Origin of the sequence: Streptococcus sp. OMI750 (assembly GCF_047463895.1) — a bacterium.
Taxonomy (GTDB): Bacteria; Bacillota; Bacilli; order Lactobacillales; family Streptococcaceae; genus Streptococcus.
The window spans coordinates 59,783-78,791 of sequence record NZ_JASHCZ010000004.1 but is presented as its reverse complement, the minus strand read 5'-3'; the positions used below and the strand labels follow the sequence as shown (position 1 = coordinate 78,791).

Here is a 19,009-nt window from a genome sequence, read left to right as displayed (position 1 = left end):
TCACCTCCTAGTTTTCCTTCTTATTTTCTACCGGTTTGTTTTCTTTGGTTGGTGCGCCTCCAGTTTTTTTCTTGATTTTAGAAGCAAAGAGCTTATAGATATCATTACGATTGACGTGAGTATGTGTGATAACAATATCTTCTAGTTCAACCTCTTCTCGGTATTTAATACCTAGGTCTTCAATTTCAGACTCAGACATATCTGCGATAGTGAAAAAGAGGGTTTCATGCTGGACAGAAGAGTGAATCCCTACGACAATTCCACGGATCTCACCTGTATTGACTTGTACAAATGAGCCATCAGGATTACGTTGCGAGCGATCCACTTCAAAGATGATATCAGGCCCTTCAATGCCTCGGAAAGTCAGTTTTCCAAGAACAGCTGGGACATCTAACCCGTCTGTAATAACACGATAAGTCTTGTCAGCAATTTGTAGTTTTTCTCCGTAGTTTAATCCAATTTTAGCCATGTGATTTTCTCCTTTTATTTCTTATTTTTTGATTACCAATTTTTCCGCAAAGACATTGAGATAAGGGGCAACAGTATTGCCGTTTAAAGCAGTATCTGGGAAAAAGATTGGGTTAACCGCTTCTACTAGAGCATCTTCTGGGAAAACTGTTGTAGAGGCTGGTGTAATGACATGAAAGGCGCCGTGCTCTGCGCTGTTTAGAATGTGACGTTGGTATTTGCCTTCTTTTCTAAAAATAAATTTAGGAGCATCTCCTAAACGTTCATAGTAAGCAGGGCCAATAAATTCTGGTTTCATTTTAAGTGTTTCTGAGATCATAAGATTTTCCTTTCTGAGTGTAAAATAAAAAGAGTTAAGCTAATTGCTTCACTCTTGAGTAATAGTGTGTAAAAATTTTGCGTTTATACATGCGACTATAGAGATCAATATCTCCATAAGCAAATCCTGTTTCTTTTGCCTTAGAGACCAAATGATCGATATCTACCAGAGTTTGACTATATAGTTTAGCTAGTAGACTTTCTGAACGATCAAACATCTCATAGGTAAAGAGATAGTTTTCATAGAGTCGTTTACATTGTAGTGCGAAAAAAGTTTGTCATATCATTCTCCTTTATTGTAATAAGTAAAAAAGCTACTAAGTGAAAAAAGGAAAGAACTTAGTAGCTTGAGAGTAGGTCTATCTTATTAGATAGACAGCAGTAAAGAAAAGTTATTTGGTTGAAGGATCCCTCCTTCACGGTGGCAACGTTTAGCAAGGTGCTTTGCGTCAATTACCATCGCTTTCCCAGCCAATCTCTTTAGGTAGTCATGATCATGCCCAAAAGATTCTCTTACGCCCTTTGGCGAAGCCAGTTCACTTTACTATTCGGAAAAGTGCGAAAGTCCGAAATGCGTGTAAGCCCACAAGAATGGAGTCTTGTTTTTTATCTTCACTTCAACCATAAAACGGACTTGACTTTTCTTATCAAAACATTTACAATAAAGGTACGAAGTTTAGTGTAGTTTGATAGTCAGTCCTCTGGTTGTCAGACGCACTTTTTATTTAATTGTCAATGATCTAAACCTTCTAAAATAAGGTTATTATTTTTAGAAGATATATACTCTTTCGAATATATTTATATTATATACTCGTTTGAGTATATTGTCAAGAGATTATTGCAAAATATTTTAAAACTTTTTGAGGAATTAGAAATGGGATTTCCAGAACGATTAAAAGAACTCCGTTTGAAAAAAGGATTGACACAAAAGGAAATTGCGGAAGAATTTGGTATCAAGCAACCTAATTATCAGCAATGGGAAAGTGGAAAAAGAAAACCCTCGTCTGAAACTTTAGAGAAATTTGCGAATTTCTTCGGAGTTACGATGGACTACCTTGCGGGAAATGATGAAGAGTTAGATAATGTAGAACTCCTTTTCCGTATGAATTCAAAAGGTTTAACTGATGAAGAAAAGGAAATCTTCAAAAAAGAACTAATTGAATTTATGGAAGAGAGAAAGAAATATTTTAAAAATAAATGAATTTTGAATTAACTTTAGAAAGCGAAAATGGAAAAGAAATCAATTGAAAAAATTTTCATCGAAACTGATTATGCTGAGAAAAAATTCAAAGAAATTGTAGTCAAAAATGATGGAAATTATATGACTATTTTTCTTAATGGTAAGTGGGGCAGCGGTAAAACTCAGTTTTTAGAAAGATGTGAGCGTAAATTTAAAAAAGATGGTTGGAAATTAAAATACTTAAAAGTTTGGGAGATTAAGGATGATAGGTCGTTAATAAAAATTGCATTTAAAGAATTACACCCAGTAACATATCGTATAGTATCCGTTATAATTATAACTTCAATAGTTACTGCTATATTAAGTACTCCTACCTTTAATTTGGGGTTAGAAAAATATTATATTTTATTCTTAAATCTCTTTGGAGCCCCACCATGGGTAACTGAACCCATGAAATCCTTTTTTATGCTATTTGGACTGTTTGCTTTGGTTTTTCAATTTATTAAGGCGAAATCAGATAGTATCTACGTTAATTTACTTCACCTGTTTAATAATAATAGATTTAAATTTAGACAAGTATTGATAATTGATGATTTTGATAGAATATCTAATGACAAACAACTTGAAGTGTATAAGCTATTTAATATTTTACATGGGGAAATTCCTATTGTATTTGTTGGTGATTGGGAAAAGATCGTTAGCAGTCAAACCATAACTTCTCAATACCTGTCCAAATTTGTTGATAGAAAATGTGAATTACCAGTAAATCTCAGCTCTTTTGAAGTATCGAAATTATATTCAGAAAAAATATTAGATATTTATGGAGGAATACGTGGTATAGAACAAGAACAATTTAAAAATTTTTTAAATGAAGTATTTATTAGTAATCGCTATTCTTTGAGAGAGATTGATCATTTTATTGAACTTCTAAACTATGAATTAGGATATAAATATGGAAGCGTACAAGTACATCAATTCATTGCTATTTTATACTTAAGTTTATTTGAGGAAGGATTGTATAATCAATTAATAAAAAATTACCAAGTAGAAAACAATGTAACATTTTTTAATGAAATTAGTGTTAATGAAATTAGTGTTAATGAAAGTAAATATATAAAACAAAAATTTATTGAAGAATTACTGTTCAACTCATATAAGGACGAATTCCCACAATGTTTTTCTGATAACCCAATATCCTATTTTTTAGATGACAATATAACAAATTTATCTGATAAAGAAGCTGATAGTATATATACAAACTTACTAGATAATCCAAATAGTTACCTATCTAAAACTAATAAAGAGGGTGAATTTTTATTGTATCTGAAAAATAAGGTCATTGAAAAATCCGATCAAGATAAAATAGTAAGAATAATTTTAAAAACAATAGATAAAGATGGATATTTTGAATTAAATAAAGTACTATACACTTGTGTGACTTATTCAGTGGGACTTAAAAATGGACCAATTGACACGTTTAAACAACGTACATTTGATTTTTGGGAAGAAAAACTAAAAGATTATTCTGTTGGAAAAAAATGTCATATATATAGAAAAATCAATGTGTTTTCTCATTTTTATGATAATTTAAAAGAACAAGCCAAAGTTTATATAGATTCCTGTATTCAAAATGCTAATAAGACAATTGATTATCCTGCTGATGTAGCATACTTTTTGGTTGAGGGAGATTATAGAAATGTAAAAGAATCAGAAGTTGATCTGAAAAAGATATATGAAAAAATGAATGAAAAGGATATATTAGAATTCTTAAAATACTTGGAAATATATAGAAAAGGGTATATTTTGACTGCATTTGATTCATCAGGAGAAACAATTTCTTTATCAGATATTCTTGATCCGATTTTAGAAAAATTTGTTAATTTAGAAAGAATATTATATTACCCTAAACCCAAGTCTTAGTGGACAACAGTCCACTTTTTTTATACAATATACTCAACCAAATCGGTTTAGTTTTGTGTTTTATACTTAAAGGAGGTATCATTCTTTGGATGAATTGTATACAAGAATAAGTAAGTCTACAAAACATGTGTTATACCAGTATATGAAGAATCATGATATTTCATTACTAAATTATAATTTCAACTACTTCTTTCAACACTGTATTCAAGAATATCAGATTCAAGTGATTAGTCACCACTTCTCTAATCATAAGATTGAAGGATTAACTGTTATTGATGAATTAGGTATTAGTTTTTCTTTTGAAAAAGATAATCCAATAGTGAAGCAAAATTTTACTCTGTGTCATGAGCTAGGACATTTTATCCTAGAGCATGAAGGTAATTATTTTGCAGAATCTATTGATAATCAGGAGAACCTACTAGAGCGAGAAGCGAATATTTTCTCTGCTGTAGTATTAATGCCTGACATTGTTTTGTTGTCAAAGATTTATTATAGTTGCGACACCTTTCAAAAGATTCAAAATAGTCTGGATGTTTCAAAACAGGCATTGTTTTATCGCCTTTTAGATCTTCTTAGAGAATATTATCCTGGAAAAGAAAGTACCATTAAGCAGACTATCGATGCTTATATTGATGGACAAAATGCCACACTACTCCTTTTGTTTCACGGTGTCAAAGATCAGATTATAAAGGAATTCAACAACTATCAGACTTCTCTAATCAATAAGATTGAGCAATCAGTAATCAAAAAAGGCTTCGTTACTAGCCAAGAGTTACCTGAACTTTTAAATCAGGATAATTGGAAGACAATTAAGAATTGCCATGACAATCTAAAAGTATGGCTCATTTATGATAGAGGAAAATCAATAGCTTATGTTTGGGATAAAAATAAGCTAACAGACAAAGAAGCAAAACAAAAAGCTGAATTGAAATTATTGTTAATGTGAGGTAAATGATGTACCAACCAGAAAAACTAAAGGCTCGTAGAAAAGAGCTAAAAATGACTCAAAAAGATATTGCAGATCAATTAGGTATTACCTACCAGGCTTATTCTGCATGGGAACGTGGAATAAAACAACCATCTAGAGACAAAGTAAAGCTTTTGGAGCAAATTCTAAATGCTCCAAAAGGTTATTTTACAGAGGTTGAAATCGTCCGACTATATAATAGTTTGTCAGATGAAGCTAAAGATCAAGCACTTAGTTATGTTAGAAAACTAGTTCAAAAAGAACAATGTAAGAATGTTGTTTCAATATCAGAAAAACTATACGAGTACCATGTTTACGAAAAAATGTCTGCCGGTATCGGTTCATCGGTTTATAACGATCAGAACTATGATACTGTTTATTTTCATGAAGAACTAGCCCATGATTTCGCCTCATGGATTTCTGGTGACTCAATGGAGCCCAAATATCAAAATGGCTCTGTGGCTCTCATTCGTGAGACAGGATTTGATTATGATGGAGCAGTTTATGCCGTAGTCTGCAATAGCCGGACTTATATTAAACGAGTTTATCGAGAGGAGCATGGCTTAAGGCTGGTTTCTATCAATCCAAACTATAAAGATATTTTTCTTTCGTATGATGAAGATCCTAGAATTGTAGGAATTATTGTTGGTAATTTTGTACCAATGAAACTCTAACAACATTTTATTTACGTTGTTTTTCTATTTCTGATGATTATGTAACAAAGAATATAGAAATCTTTTACTTTGTAACCCTATGCGCCACCCTGTTGAAAATTTAGATAAATTACAAATGTTACAAAAATATTTCAAAAACACTTGACATTCTGTAACATTGTAATATAATAGCTAATATAAATTTAGGTGAGGTATCATAATTATGAAAAAATGGACAAGTTTAGCACTTTTAGGCTTAACTTCTGCAACTCTACTAGTAGCTTGTGGTTCTAAAAAAGAGGAGAACAGTTCTTCTGTAAAAGAAACACAGACTTCTATGAAATCTGGTCAGAATAAAACAAATCAGTCTTCTAAAAAGAAAAATACAAAAGAAACTGAATCTAGTTCAGAAGAAACAACACAATCAAGTCAAACAACCACAGCGTCTAATACAACAAGTGGTGACAAAGCTACAGATTCATCTCAAATGGTTCCTGCAGAGCTGGTAGGGACTTGGACAGGTACAACTGAAATCGCAAAAGATGTCCAAATGACAGTGGCTGCGGACGGAACGGTTACTACGACAGCAAACTTTTATCAAGCAGATGTGAACCCAATTCGTACAGCAACGACTAGAGCAAAAGCTGTTCAAGCTTCTGGTAATATCTATTACTGGGAAACAGACGAACCTGGAGCTTTTGATGCCCTTCTTCCCGGTATTGCTGGACTTGGGGGAGCCAATGCCAAGGTAAAAGCCGGTTTCATTTTGGAAGAGGGCCATTATACACCGATTGTATTTGTAACAGGACTTAATGAAGACTTTGATTATAGCAAATACAATGATTTCCGTGTCTCACTCACAAAATAAAGACATATTCAACGCTCTTAAAATTGAAAACACCCCAAAAGTTAGATTTTCCTATCTATCTTTCAGGGTGTTTTCTTATAGCCAAATTGGGAAAGAAATCAAAACTTCATCGCTCTATTTCTACTTATTATATTGTTGAAGTGCTTTATTATATGCTTTACTGCCTTTTTGGTAATATTCATGTTCTATTCCAGATATATCGACTGTAATGGTGCCATCCTTAACTTTATATTTTACTGTTGAATCAGTTCTACCTTCTCCTGATAAAAGGAAGGTGTTACTTTCTTGATCAATTGTAAAACTATCAGGCTTCTCTAATCTATAAGATAGAGCGATCTGTGATCAAAAAAAGTTTTGTGACTAGTCAAGAGTATCCTGAACTTTTAAACCAAGAGAATTGGAAAACAATTAAGACTTGCTGTGACAATCTAAAAGTATGGCTCATCTATGATAAAGGAAAATCTATAGCTTATGTTTGGGATAAAAATAAGCTAACAGACAAAGAGGCAAAACAAAAAGCTGAATTGAAGTTACTATTAATGTGAGGAAAACGATGTATCAACCAGAAAAACTAAAAGCTCGTAGAAAAGAGCTAAAAAAGACTCAAAAAGATATTGCTGATCAGTTGGGAGTCAGCTATCAAGCCTATTCCGCATGGGAACGTGGAGTAAAACAACCATCTAGAGAAAAAGTGCAACAACTAGAGCAGATTCTAAATGTACCAAAAGGTTTTTTTACAGAGATCGAAATCGTCCGACTATATAATACTTTATCAGATGAAGGTAAGAATAATGCACTTAATTATGTCAGAAACCTAGTTCAAAAAGAAGCTTATAAGAACGTTGTTTCAATATCAGCAAAACTATACGAATATCATGTTTACGAAAAAATGTCTGCTGGTATCGGTTCAACGGTTTATAATGATCAGGATTATAATACTGTTTATTTTGATAAAGAACTAGCTCAAAAAAATGAAGCACCTATTCCAAACCTATTGGCTCGAGAATTTGACCAAGAAAAGCCACTTGAAGCAATTGTAACAGATTTGACCTACGTCCGTGTTGGAAATCGTTGGGCTTATGTTTGTTTGATCATTGATCTCTTTAACCGCGAAATTATTGGACTGTCAGTTGGGTGGCACAAGACTGCAGAGCTCGTCAAACAAGCCAATCAAAGCATTCCTTACGCGCTTACCAATGTCAAGCTGTTCCATTCTGACCGTGGTAAGGAGTTTGATAACCAGCTGATTGATGAGATGCGGCATCGCTCGGTCTCTAAGTCAAGCAGCTTGTCCCTATGACAACGCCGTGTCTGAAAGTACTTACCGTGCCTTCAAACTCGAGTTTGTCAACCAAGAAACCTTCCATTCGCTGAAAGAACTAACCTTTAAAACAAAGGACTACGTTTACTGGTGGAATCATCACCGCATTCACAGCAGTCTGAACTACCAAACCCCAATCGCTAAGCGAATCAGCGCTTTAAAAAAACACTTTATAAATTTTGTATAGAAAAGTGTTGCCTTTTCATATCTCATTTTTTTACTTAAAGCCTTGACAGACTTGACAAATGGTAGAAAAGAGCCTAAAAAGGCAGAGTCCTGATAAGTTCTACCTTAAATTTCGTTATGAAACAAGTTTATTTCTTTCTAACGTCCTCAAGACCCTCATCGCCTTTCAACTCAAAGACTCTGTGATTCTATTATTTGTAAAACTTCTTTCATATTTTCAACTTTCCATTGCGCTTTGTCATTAAAAAATGGTAATCGGCTATCATAATAACCAATAGTTGCAATTCCGGCGCTAGTTGAAGATTCAATTCCAGAGTATGAATCTTCAATTGCAATACATTGTTCTGCTTGCAATTCTAACTTATGTAGCGTTGTTAAATAGATAGACGGATTTGGCTTACTTTCTACAAAATTCTCTCCGCTAACGATGACATCAAAATATTTTTTTATGTCACACCTTTCTAAAACTTCATTAATATGCTCATATTTTGATGATGATGCTACAGCTAATTTGATTCCGTTTTTCAATGCATAGTCAATAATTTTTAGAATTTCTTTTCTAAAAAGTAAAGAATAATCAATTTTTTCATATCTCTCATCACTAAAAGAAGCATATTCTTTTTCTATAGTTTTTATATCATATTGTTTCCCAATAAATTGCTGTAAAAGCCTATAAAGATTAAAATATGATTTACCAACTAATACCAATAGCTCAGAATCTTCGTAACTAGATTTTGGATTAAGGTGTTTGATAAAATCTTTCTGTATTAGAAAATCTTGGTACTCTGTATCAACTATAACTCCATCCATATCGAAGATTATACCTTTCAAATTCATAAATCCTCCTTTAAAATCAAAATCTATCATATATAATACCCATGTTGCTAGTTGATAAAAAATCCTAAATTATAGACCAAAATAGCCCGTTCGATCTCTAATTGCAAACCTGCTAAAGAGCGAGCAAGCGGATGTTCAATGTTAAACAATGCATTTAGGACAGAGATCCGAGTTTCGATGGTCCTTCGGATTGTCAGGATAGCAGGATTGTTGTGCTCAGCTGCTCCTTTCATATTTTTACAAATCGGCGTCAAAAAGTCTATTCCCTTGGCTTCCAATCGTTTTTTCAGTTCCTTACCCAAGTAGTCCAAATCCGCTAAAACAGGAGTATAGGGGATGGCATCCAGCAACTCTTCTGCCACCTGAATATCATGGACCGAGACAGGCGTAACCAAGTAATCCAAAATATAGCCCGACTCTGTCACCGCCAGATGAATTTTAAAACCATAGAACCACATGTTTTTGGAAGCGCAGTAGCCGATGTTGGCCACCTCATTCAAGACCTTGGCCTGATGATTTCTAACCGGCTGACACAAGAGGACTGGAAAGCTGTCGATAATGACTAATTCATCAAAATCCAGCTGATTGAAATAGAGGCAAATCAGCTGAAGCAGGGGCATCAGATAATGAACACGGCGATAGAAGCGGCTTCTCTCCAATCCCTGAATCCGAAGAAATTTCGGATAAATTGATAAAACTTTCGCTGTGACTTCATCCCAATTTCTGCCTGAAATTGCATCAAGGTTAAAACAGAAACATTCGAAACCTTGCATTGCTCTACATTCTTGCGGTGGATCAACTCATCAGGAGCGACTTTTTGATATAAGTCACGGCAGACTTTACGAAGCTGCGGCATACTGAGTTGAAGGTGATGGCGATTCGGTGTATAATGGAAAATGTCCATTTGGTTTACCTCCCTGCTATTTTTCTTCACTTGCAGTGTACACCAAATGGGCTTTTTTGTTAAGTCAAATCAACTATCAGCAGGAGTATATAATATCTAATGGATTCTTAGATATTATATCAGGAGAAATAGTAAATTTTCTTGTTTTATACCAATTGACACCAACAGCTAGTACATTTGCTTTTTTGGCTGAGATAATATCTGCATCTGAATCACCAAAGAATATCGCATCTGAGGGAGTTGCATTATAATGGTCAAGTATCTTCAAAATTCCTTCACTATCAGGTTTAGAATTAGCAACATCATCATCAGATACAATGTAATTAAAATATTTTTCTAATTCTAATTTCTTCATACTTATTTGTATACTTTTTCGCCCCTTACCAGTAAAAACAGCAAGTCTTTTTCCTTTGTAATTTAATTTTTTTAATAGCAAAGTAATATTTTCAAATACTTTATTTTGAACAATAAAATGATCGTGTAAATTTTCATAAAGAATGTAAAATAATTCGACTGCTTCATCAGCATATTTTTCTTCTACATGGCTCCTTATAATATCTTCCTCACTACCTCCAAATAATGATTCAATATCCGAATCACTCATTTTGATATTTTTATATTTTTCAAACACTATCCTGAAGCAACTAAAACAAAGAGGGAGTGATTCAATAATAGTATTATCAAAATCAAAAATAAATATTTCTTTTTTGTCAATCATCTTAGTCCTCTATAATAGTTTATATAATCAAGATATTCTTGTTCAATGTTATAAGGAAGGGAGTTATAATTGAAATAACTTAACTCCAGCGTTTCTTCTGAACTTACATTCAATTCTCCCGTATAATTAATCGCTTTGTATAGAGAGGTAACTACATAGATTTCATCTTTGTTTTGCAGAACAAAATGATAATCCTGCCCTGAAAAAGTATGAATTAACTTCAATTCTTCAATTGTTAATCCGGTCTCCTCAAATACTTCCCTAATTGCCGTTTGTTCAAGTGTCTCTCCTACTTCCAATAATCCACCTGGCAATCCCCATGTTCCTGAAGACCGTTTTTGAAGCAACACTTGATCTAGTTCATTTTCAATAATAACATTTGAACCTACTAGAATAAGTAAGTCATTACCTATCTTTTTTCGAATTGTTGACACGTAATTTTCTGTTGGTGTGTTAAGCATCTTGTATCACCCGTTTCTTTATCTCTTCAGCATTGATATGAATGTTTCTTAAAATATTAACTATCATTTCGATATCTGCATACGTTAGAAATGGATGCATAGGTAAACAAATTATATTTTTGGAAATATTTTCAGTATTTTCTAAAACAAGATCATTGTATTCAGAATAACAATCCATTTTATGTATAGGAGGAGAAAAATAATTTCTTGTTGGAATACCCTCTCTATTCAAACTCTGAACAACTGTATCTCTATCTAACCCAAATGACCTTGCATGCACTACTATGCATAAATCTTTATATGTACTAATTTGGTTATCCGGTATTTTTTGCAACGATACTCCTTCAATTTCAGATAATAACTGTCTATAATAATTGCCAATCTTTTTACGCTCCGATAGATTTTTGTCAATTATACTCAATGACATTAGACCAGTTATAGCTGCCAACTCACTAAGTCTAGCATTAACACCAATCTCAGTACAATTATAATCTCCCGGATTTCCATATTCTCTTAAAAGTCTAATTTTGCTATCAATTTCTTTATTTTTACTTACGACAATTCCCCCTTCACCTGTAACTAGAGTTTTTGTAGGAGAGGTACTATATACTGAGATATCACCAAAGTTTCCCAAATGTGTTTTGTCAATGGTACTACCAAATGCGTGAGCAGCATCATAGATAAGTTTAAGATTATGGGTTTTAGATACCCTTTCTAATTCATATACTTCTGCTCCAACTCCGAATATGTGCACAGCAATAATTGCTTTTGTTTTAGGAGTGATATATTTTTCAATGTTATTTGTTTCGATTGTAAATGTTTCAGAGTTGCAATCTACAAAAACAGGAATAGCTCCAACCTTTTTAATTGCATGAACAGTTGCACAAAATGTAAAACTAGGGACAAGGACTTCATCACCACTTTTTATTCCCAATGCTTCTAATGCTAAAATTAATCCTATAGTCCCAGAAGAGACAGCAGTTACATAGGGAGCTCCTAAATAACTGCTCACCTCAGACTCATACTTTTCTAAAAATCTCCCTTTTGAGAGCATCCCAGTTTTAAAAACTTCGTTAAAGTATGACTCATATTTTGATTCTGAATAAGTAGGAAACATAGGTTTTATAAATTTTAATTGACTTGAAAACGCTGGTTTCCCACCTAATATTGCTAATTGTTTCATATTCTAACTCCTTAATTCAAATATTCCTTAGTAGCAACTTTTACGTTGCTATATATATCGCAGAATGGATTATTAATTAACCCTGATTTCATGCTATTTGCAATTTCTTCTACTCCAACTTCAATAGACTTCTGTGATGAAAAACCCAACTGCTCTATTTTATCAAAAGAAACACTATAGCTTCGATTATCTTCCTTTAAACCATCTAAGTTAACTTTAGTATTTCCAGTAGCTTTTGAAATTATGCTAGCTACTTCAGTAAGATTATAATTTTCAGAATTATTACCAACATTAAATACTTCTATACCGTTATCTGTATATTTATTTTTACATCTTTCTTCAAAAAGCAAATTGATAGCTCTGGCCACATCTCCACAATGAATAAATGGTCTCTCTTGCTGACCGCCGTAAACATTTATAACTCCGTTATTTAATGCAGAGGCAGTCATTACATTTACAGCTAAGTCAAATCGCATCCTCCTCGATAAACCAAAAACGGTACAAAATCGCAATATGATAATATTCAACTTATCCTTATAATTTAATAAATCTTTCTCTGAAAGTAGCTTTAGCTCTGCATAATAATCAACAGGATTGGGAATACTATGTTCATCAAACTTATCTTTACCAAAACCATAGACACTACAGCTTGAGGCAAAAATAAAATTTTTCACCCCCTTTTTGACTGCACATTCTACTAGATTTCTTGTTCCACGAACGTTAATATCGTAAGCGATATCTTTGTCAACAACACATGAAGGCTCTCCAACTAGACTTGCCAAATGAATAATTGTATCAATTTGATTTAGGGATTTCAAAATGTCCTCTTTGATTCGAATGTCCCCCTTAACTAATTTAAAACGTTCTGAATATAAAAACTCAGATAGTGAATCAAAACCAAATATACCGCTGTCTAAAACAACAACCTTATTTTCTTGATTATTTAGCAATTCTTCAACTAATCTTGAACCAATATAGCCACAACCGCCTGTCACCAAAATATTACTCATGAATCATTCTCCTTTTTCCATATTGTCTTGTTAATATAACAATCATTCCGAAAGCAACATCATAAGAAACCAAAACTTCATCGCTCTATTTCTACTTATTATATTGTTGAAGTGCTTTATTATATGCTTTACTGCCTTTTTGGTAATATTCATGTTCTATTCCAGATATATCGACTGTAATGGTGCCATCCTTAACTTTATATTTTACTGTTGAATCACTTCTACCTTCTCCTGATAAAAGGAAGGTGTTACTTTCTTGATCAATTGTAAAACTATCAGCTTCTCCGTGTTTTATTGAACCTCTATTCCCTTTTATAGTAAATGCCAATTCATTTCTTTCACTTGATATCCAATAGTATTCGCCATCCAGAGATTGTTGCTTATTTTTAGTGCAAGCAATTAGCGTAATTATTGATAATGACAACAATAATATGCTAACAAATTTTCTCATGTTTCTCGCCTCCTTTTATAATATTCCTATACCAAAATAATGTTACAAAACTGTATCAATGTCTGTTATAATGGAAATTTCAAATAATGTCCATTATAACAGACATTAGTAAATTTTAGAAAAAGATCTATATTTGGCTATAGTTTTACTAAATCTCTACGACTATAGATTAAAAATGTATACACTTCTATACAAATAATAGAAAAGGACTCAGCCCTGTGCAATACAGAACTAAATCCTTTGCTTAAATTAATTGTCTAACTTTTTGGGGTCAGTACAATCTGGTTGCTAGGGCTTTATTATGCTATATCTTACTAGGGATGATGATCTTTTTCAGGATTGCTCATAATCTTTGTAAATATTTCTTTATATTTATATTTCAGATATTTTTCGTGTAGAATGAACAAAGCTACGTAAACAATCATAAAAACAATAGATAAATACAGTATATCAAATGTACTATGTCCAAAATAAGTTGCGGACTCATAAGATCCAATAGCTCCTAAAACCAACCAAGGAATATACTTGTAATACTTAGTTACCATAACACAGTCCCCCCTTTAATTAAACTAATGAGAATATCTATAACTAAAAGTCATACCTGTACTTGTAGGATTATAAGGATCTAAGGTTATCAAAAGATCAATTCCCCAACCTCTTGCAGCAGCATATTCATATGATTCAGCGTTTACGATATAGAGTTTTTCAATTAAAGAGCCATATCTTGGAATTAATTTTACTAAACTACCAATTGTTCGAAATTGTCGTGCACATTCTTTAACTTCCGAAGGACTTAAATGTCTATAAACATTAGTTACGAGAGCTCGAAACATAGATCTTGACTGTTCTTCATTAATTTCTTTTTGTACTTGTGTAATGATTTCCTTAGATATTGTTTCTTTTTCATAGTTTGACAGAGACGTTCTGTCTAATAATTCTTGTAATGTATATTGCTTACCTTCTTCTAATCTTAATTTGGAGATTTCTTGTTGCAAAATCTCAATCGGAGGAGCTGACTGTTCTTCAGACAGTACAGTACTTAAGGGAGAGAACGAAGAAAAAATTAACAATAAGGTACAACTACCTTTAATAATTATTTTATGATATTTCATAATATCACCTTCCTTTTGTTTTTTTACTTAATAATATGCTTCTATAAAAATAGGCAATTTCTCGAAGTGCTATATTCTTAAACTAACTTCTACCGCCAATAAACGTGGAAGTCAATTTGTCGAAACAATGCTATTAAAAAATAAAAGGGAAAACTTTTTGTTAAATAAGGTTATCATTACTATTAACCACATATAGTTTTTAGCCAACCAACTATATGTGGTCTAAGTAATGGGATTAAGAATAGACCTAAAATAAATATTAGAAACATTTTTTTGAAGCTTCTTTTGTTCATCTATGGACAGATTCCCGAAAAGTATATTTCTAATTTTTCTAAGTACGTCTAGACGTTTTAAAACTCATGTTGTGATTGAATTACGTTCAATACTTCTTGCATACTTCCAGACTTCCAATTTGCCTTAGCATTAAATAAAGGCAATGGGTAATCGTAATATCCAATAGTATCAATACCAGCACTAGTTGATACCTGTATCCCTGAGTACGAATCTTCAATAGCAATTGTCATCCGAAACAATATAATCAAAATAATTCTTCAAATCCAGTTTTTCAAGACTTATTTCTATACTTTTTCTTCCTTTCTCTGTGAAAATCGCAAATTTTTCCCACTTTTTCTCAATGATTTCAATACTGAAACAACATCTTTCCAGAACTTCAATAATTTCTTTTTATGTTAATTCATTATTTAACTAAATCTTTGGAGGTAATACGTTTTCAAAGCTACTTTTTTACCATAGATTTTGAGCCTTCAACACATATTACTAAGCCAAAAATGCTCTAAATTTTTGAAATTCTAACAAATTACACCCTTGTACATTAGAATCACTTCTTTCTAATTAAAAATTAGATAAAACAGAAATACCATATAGTTAATTAGTATTTTCATCATTTAATCAACTAATCAGCCTTCCCAACATCAAGACCATTGGACTCCTTTTGTGATTGCACTCGAATCTCCAATTGTTTATTCTTCTGAATAAACTGTTGGTAAGGAATTGTATTACTAAACATAAAAACACCTAGTAATGCAAATGTAACTAATTTTTTAATTCCACGTTTTTTTCTCATGCAATGAAACCCCTTTCTTTTTCCTTGTTTTTATTCTAACACATATATATTATTTAGGCAATTATTTTTATTGCACTTTGAACTTTTTTTTTTTTTTATTACCATAAAGAATTATTTATTCCTTTAACTTGCTATTTTGAACTAAAAATTTTATAATGAAATTAAGCAAATAGGAAGGTTTATTATCTTTAATGAATACACTCGCAGAGAAATTCAGATTAAAAAGAAAAGAGCTAGGACTCTCCCAACAAACTCTTGCAGAAGGAATTTGTGAACAAAGCCAGATTAGTAAAATTGAGAGAGGGCATTTCATTCCCTCCGCAGACCTTTTGTTCAAACTCTCACAACGACTTGAAGTACCATTAGATTATTTTTTTAATGAACAAATTGAAATTAAATCTAACCTCTCTAATTTCAAGCAATTATCTGCTCGACTATTAGATGACAGAAATTATGAAGATTTGGAATATATTTATAGAATAGAGATCGAACGAAGTACTTTTCTAACACTAGAAGACCGAACTTACCTTGAATGGATTAAAGCTATTATTGACTTCTATCAATATGACAGTAAGTGTGAGGCTATTTCTTCATTGGAAAATATATTATTAAAAGTCTCCTCAAATACTCTGATTTATTTAAAGGTATTGAATACTCTATCTAACTTCTATTCCTTAGTGGGTCGTGAACAAGAATATGAGGCAAACTACTCTCATTTAATGGAGTTATATCAGACAAAAAATTTTGAGCATCAAGAGTTTTTATTTGGCTACATCAGAGTTCGTTATAACTACGCTCACTACCTAGTGTCAAAGGAAAAATATAACGAAGCTATCCAAGAAGCTCTTGAGACGATTGAACTCTGTAAACAAAGACAGACAAGCTACCAACTGGCTCCCCTACTTATTCTTGTAGGAAATGCTGGAGCCAAATTTCTAGACAAAGAACAAGTCAAAAATTATTATATAGAAGCAAGAGAGTTATGTAAGATTTATAACAATCCTTTAATGTTGATGAAGATAGAGAATTATTTGAAAGAATTAGATACTGTTTAGTTAATCTTGACATTATAGTTTTTCTGAAACGTTAAATAACCTGTAAGGCTGATAGTGATATTAATACTATCAGCCTTATAATTTTTTCATGGTATCTCAAATAACTATACTGATTTTGTTTCCCGTTCTAATTTGGTAACATTTTGATTTCTTGTATTATCAAGTATATTGATAAAATTCTCTAATCTCCTAACCTTATATTCGTAATCATCTATCCATTTAGTCATAAATCTTTGATTTTCTTAGGAATGATATTAGGATAGCAAGGATAATTTAGAAAGATTATCACATAAATTGATATAATATGTATTGAATAATAATAGTTGCAGCCATTTTATGACAAGAAAAAAGCTTCTGAAATGTTAAATTTCAGAAGCTTTTTGTCTATCTATTATGATTTAAACCTTGGTAAGTTATAATTTTCTGTGATATTTAGGATATTTAAAAATATAGAAGTATTTTTGTAGACTAATTTACAATTTTTCCAGTATTTTACCAAGTAGTTCTTCTAACTTTCCTAAATCTCCATAAACTGTTCCATCCATATAAAGATTGTAAACCTCGTCATCTTGCTCCACACGTATTTGTGCAGAATATCCTTTTGATAGTGCTAAAGAACGAATGACCTCTCGTTGAGTTCGTCCATTACCTTCTCGGAAGGGATGGAAATAATTAAGATTATCAAGAATTTTTGCTAATTGTTTAATAATCTCATCTTTTGAATTAGCAGTTTGATAATAGGTATGAATAAGGCGGTCTATATATGCTTGGGCAGTACTGAAAGATTGTATTGACATAAAAGGATTCCCATTTTTTGAGATATTCACCTTGCGATATTGTCCCGCCCAAGCATAGACATCTTGAAATAAATATTTATGAATGGCTAAAATATCACTAATGGAGTAGACTTCAATGACTTTCAAGCGTAAGTCTGCAAGCCTTCTAGTAACAAATAAATGCTCATTCCGGTAGGCTTCTTCAATATTTGTAATATTTTGTTTGTTGATTAAGACTGTGGAATTTGGATAGGTATATTGGTGATTGGGGTCAATGTACTCATAGCCTTCGTATTGATTTTTAACCAATATTCAATTCCTTTCGTTTGTTGATAACATAAGTTTTTAAATCAATCACATCTTGAACAGTAGGTTCATAATTTTCAATCATTGATGACCCAATAGCATACCAGACGGTATCGAAATCTGAAAAGTTATCAAAGGGAATCCCTAAAATTGTTAATTCTTCTTTATTTACATCAAGAGTCATGGCACACTTCCTTGTATAACGTTATCTTTATTATACCATAAAATCGGTATTTTTACCTAAAGGGATAGAGAACCTATCTGGGATGGTCGTATCTATTTTTATCATTTAAAAAACATACTTTTTTTTAATACTAAATTTTATAATATAATAGATACAATGACTTTTAAAACACTTCTTCCCTATCCATAGGTGGATAGGGTTTTTCGTTGTTCATTACACGTTCTAAACATTCAATACTAGATCTTAGGTGAAACATTTCATGTTTCCTATATTTTTCATCCTGTGAGTTTAATAGTTCGTTTAGGTGACGTCTAATATGCCAAATGACTTTTCTAATATTCGCTTCTTTTAAATTATTCATGACTCCATTGTATAATAAAATATAATCCAATCTCTTTGATTAAACTAATTTGCATAAAATATAAACTATTCGGTTAAGAATAAGCTTAAAAATTTTTTGAAGTAATCTATTCAGCACAAAAAAACACCTATTCGGTAAAATAGGTGTGAATGATGTTATTTATATCCATATTGTTTTAGAGCCTTTTTATACGCTTCGCTACCTTTAAGATAGTAGTCATGCTTAACTCCACTAATATCAACAGAAAAGACCCCATCTTTAAATGAATATTCTTCTGTTCGACTTGCAATATTTTGTCCAGTTAATTCGATCGTATTCTTTTGTTTGTTAATGGTAAAGCCGTCGGCTTCTCCATGCTCAATGGAAGCATTATTTCCTTTAATAGTAAACGCTAACTCGTTTCTTTCACTTGAGATCCAATAATACTCACCATCTAAAGATTGGTAGTTGTTTTTAGAGCAAGCAATTAACGTAATTATTGATAATGAAAGTAGTAATATACCTATTAATTTTCTCATAATCTGTGCCTCCTTCTATAATTTTAATTATACCAAAATAATATTACAAGAGTATGTCAGTGTCTGTTATAACGGAAAAATGAAGAAATGTCTATTATAATAGCAAATAATAACTTTCGGGAAATCTGATGAATTCAAAAATGAAATTGATACAAATTTGGTTATTTT

At 32.0% G+C, this 19,009-nt stretch carries 21 protein-coding genes and 4 pseudogenes; 10 read left to right on the top strand and 15 right to left on the bottom strand.

The window, feature by feature from the left end:
* Positions 1 to 7: 7 nt before the first annotated feature.
* On the bottom strand, positions 8 to 469 hold the full coding sequence (locus QM830_RS08455) for a hypothetical protein (protein ID WP_014713934.1): 462 nt from the start codon (positions 467 to 469) through the stop codon (positions 8 to 10).
* Positions 470 to 490: 21 nt separating this feature from the next.
* Entirely contained in the window at positions 491 to 787 is a 297-nt protein-coding gene (locus QM830_RS08450; RefSeq protein WP_049486013.1) for a hypothetical protein, read from the bottom strand.
* 873 nt (positions 788 to 1,660) lie between these two features.
* On the opposite strand from QM830_RS08450, the gene QM830_RS08445 reads away from it, so the two are divergent.
* The 8 genes and pseudogenes from QM830_RS08445 to QM830_RS08410 form a co-directional block, all read left to right on the top strand.
* Complete coding sequence (locus QM830_RS08445; protein WP_414257139.1) at positions 1,661 to 1,987, top strand: helix-turn-helix domain-containing protein; 327 nt, start codon at positions 1,661 to 1,663, stop codon at positions 1,985 to 1,987.
* Between the two features lie 27 nt (positions 1,988 to 2,014).
* Complete coding sequence (locus QM830_RS08440) at positions 2,015 to 3,886, top strand: P-loop NTPase fold protein (RefSeq protein ID WP_414256978.1); 1,872 nt, start codon at positions 2,015 to 2,017, stop codon at positions 3,884 to 3,886.
* Between the two features lie 85 nt (positions 3,887 to 3,971).
* Positions 3,972 to 4,832 (top strand): ImmA/IrrE family metallo-endopeptidase, encoded by an 861-nt coding sequence (locus tag QM830_RS08435; protein ID WP_414256980.1) that lies wholly within the window; start codon positions 3,972 to 3,974, stop codon positions 4,830 to 4,832.
* Positions 4,833 to 4,840: 8 nt separating this feature from the next.
* On the top strand, positions 4,841 to 5,527 hold the full coding sequence (locus QM830_RS08430; RefSeq protein ID WP_414257141.1) for a LexA family transcriptional regulator: 687 nt from the start codon (positions 4,841 to 4,843) through the stop codon (positions 5,525 to 5,527).
* A gap of 202 nt (positions 5,528 to 5,729) precedes the next feature.
* Positions 5,730 to 6,374 carry a hypothetical protein gene (locus QM830_RS08425; RefSeq protein ID WP_347112648.1) on the top strand — a complete coding sequence of 215 codons (645 nt, stop codon included), beginning with the start codon at positions 5,730 to 5,732 and terminating at the stop codon, positions 6,372 to 6,374.
* Positions 6,375 to 6,673: 299 nt separating this feature from the next.
* Positions 6,674 to 6,919, top strand: a pseudogene (locus tag QM830_RS08420) (hypothetical protein); the annotation flags it as partial.
* Positions 6,920 to 6,927: 8 nt separating this feature from the next.
* Positions 6,928 to 7,089: pseudogene (locus QM830_RS08415) on the top strand (helix-turn-helix transcriptional regulator); the annotation flags it as partial.
* Positions 7,090 to 7,338: 249 nt separating this feature from the next.
* Positions 7,339 to 7,882, top strand: a pseudogene (locus QM830_RS08410) (integrase core domain-containing protein); the annotation flags it as partial.
* Between the two features lie 170 nt (positions 7,883 to 8,052).
* On the opposite strand, the gene QM830_RS08405 reads toward QM830_RS08410, so the two are convergent.
* From QM830_RS08405 to QM830_RS08375, 7 genes and pseudogenes are all read right to left on the bottom strand, one after another.
* Positions 8,053 to 8,718, bottom strand: a complete 666-nt coding sequence (locus tag QM830_RS08405) for an HAD family hydrolase (RefSeq protein ID WP_003005418.1) — start codon at positions 8,716 to 8,718, stop codon at positions 8,053 to 8,055.
* 47 nt (positions 8,719 to 8,765) lie between these two features.
* Positions 8,766 to 9,622 (bottom strand): annotated as a pseudogene (locus QM830_RS08400) (IS982 family transposase).
* 76 nt (positions 9,623 to 9,698) lie between these two features.
* Positions 9,699 to 10,340, bottom strand: coding sequence for an HAD family hydrolase (locus QM830_RS08395; RefSeq protein ID WP_003005641.1), 642 nt, complete (start codon positions 10,338 to 10,340; stop codon positions 9,699 to 9,701).
* Entirely contained in the window at positions 10,337 to 10,801 is a 465-nt protein-coding gene (locus QM830_RS08390; RefSeq protein WP_049514452.1) for an NUDIX hydrolase, read from the bottom strand. The genes QM830_RS08395 and QM830_RS08390 overlap by 4 nt, the downstream gene beginning before the upstream one ends.
* Positions 10,794 to 11,984: a DegT/DnrJ/EryC1/StrS family aminotransferase gene (locus tag QM830_RS08385; RefSeq protein ID WP_371585342.1), complete on the bottom strand. Its 1,191-nt coding sequence runs from the start codon at positions 11,982 to 11,984 to the stop codon at positions 10,794 to 10,796. Before QM830_RS08385 ends, QM830_RS08390 begins: the two co-directional genes overlap by 8 nt.
* An 11-nt stretch (positions 11,985 to 11,995) precedes the next feature.
* Positions 11,996 to 12,994 (bottom strand): NAD-dependent epimerase/dehydratase family protein, encoded by a 999-nt coding sequence (locus QM830_RS08380; RefSeq protein ID WP_003005029.1) that lies wholly within the window; start codon positions 12,992 to 12,994, stop codon positions 11,996 to 11,998.
* A gap of 91 nt (positions 12,995 to 13,085) precedes the next feature.
* Positions 13,086 to 13,445 carry a hypothetical protein gene (locus QM830_RS08375; protein ID WP_037615877.1) on the bottom strand — a complete coding sequence of 120 codons (360 nt, stop codon included), beginning with the start codon at positions 13,443 to 13,445 and terminating at the stop codon, positions 13,086 to 13,088.
* Positions 13,446 to 13,624: 179 nt separating this feature from the next.
* Between QM830_RS08375 and QM830_RS08370 the strand changes: the two genes are divergently transcribed.
* Positions 13,625 to 13,693: a hypothetical protein gene (locus QM830_RS08370; protein WP_367998130.1), complete on the top strand. Its 69-nt coding sequence runs from the start codon at positions 13,625 to 13,627 to the stop codon at positions 13,691 to 13,693.
* 66 nt (positions 13,694 to 13,759) lie between these two features.
* On the opposite strand, the gene QM830_RS08365 is transcribed toward QM830_RS08370, so the two are convergent.
* The 3 genes from QM830_RS08365 to QM830_RS08355 all read right to left on the bottom strand — a co-directional run bounded on the left by QM830_RS08365 (position 13,760) and on the right by QM830_RS08355 (position 15,641).
* Entirely contained in the window at positions 13,760 to 13,990 is a 231-nt protein-coding gene (locus QM830_RS08365; protein ID WP_070594655.1) for a hypothetical protein, read from the bottom strand.
* A 24-nt stretch (positions 13,991 to 14,014) separates the two neighbouring features.
* The gene (locus tag QM830_RS08360; protein ID WP_414326460.1) at positions 14,015 to 14,557 is read right to left on the bottom strand and encodes a hypothetical protein; all 543 of its coding nucleotides are present in this window, start codon (positions 14,555 to 14,557) and stop codon (positions 14,015 to 14,017) included.
* A 913-nt stretch (positions 14,558 to 15,470) separates the two neighbouring features.
* Positions 15,471 to 15,641, bottom strand: a complete 171-nt coding sequence (locus QM830_RS08355) for a PhrA family quorum-sensing system peptide (protein WP_001227861.1) — start codon at positions 15,639 to 15,641, stop codon at positions 15,471 to 15,473.
* Between the two features lie 191 nt (positions 15,642 to 15,832).
* Here QM830_RS08355 and QM830_RS08350 point away from each other — a divergent pair, with 191 nt between their 5' ends.
* Positions 15,833 to 16,696, top strand: a complete 864-nt coding sequence (locus tag QM830_RS08350) for a helix-turn-helix domain-containing protein (protein WP_254743080.1) — start codon at positions 15,833 to 15,835, stop codon at positions 16,694 to 16,696.
* A gap of 473 nt (positions 16,697 to 17,169) precedes the next feature.
* Here QM830_RS08350 and QM830_RS08345 read toward each other — a convergent pair whose 3' ends face one another.
* The 3 genes from QM830_RS08345 to QM830_RS08335 form a co-directional block, all read right to left on the bottom strand.
* Positions 17,170 to 17,781, bottom strand: a complete 612-nt coding sequence (locus QM830_RS08345) for a Fic/DOC family protein (protein WP_195311716.1) — start codon at positions 17,779 to 17,781, stop codon at positions 17,170 to 17,172.
* Positions 17,774 to 17,962, bottom strand: a complete 189-nt coding sequence (locus QM830_RS08340; RefSeq protein WP_000171299.1) for a hypothetical protein — start codon at positions 17,960 to 17,962, stop codon at positions 17,774 to 17,776. Before QM830_RS08340 ends, QM830_RS08345 begins: the two co-directional genes overlap by 8 nt.
* A 516-nt stretch (positions 17,963 to 18,478) precedes the next feature.
* Positions 18,479 to 18,841 carry a hypothetical protein gene (locus QM830_RS08335; RefSeq protein WP_070590144.1) on the bottom strand — a complete coding sequence of 121 codons (363 nt, stop codon included), beginning with the start codon at positions 18,839 to 18,841 and terminating at the stop codon, positions 18,479 to 18,481.
* Between the last annotated feature and the right edge of the window lie 168 nt (positions 18,842 to 19,009).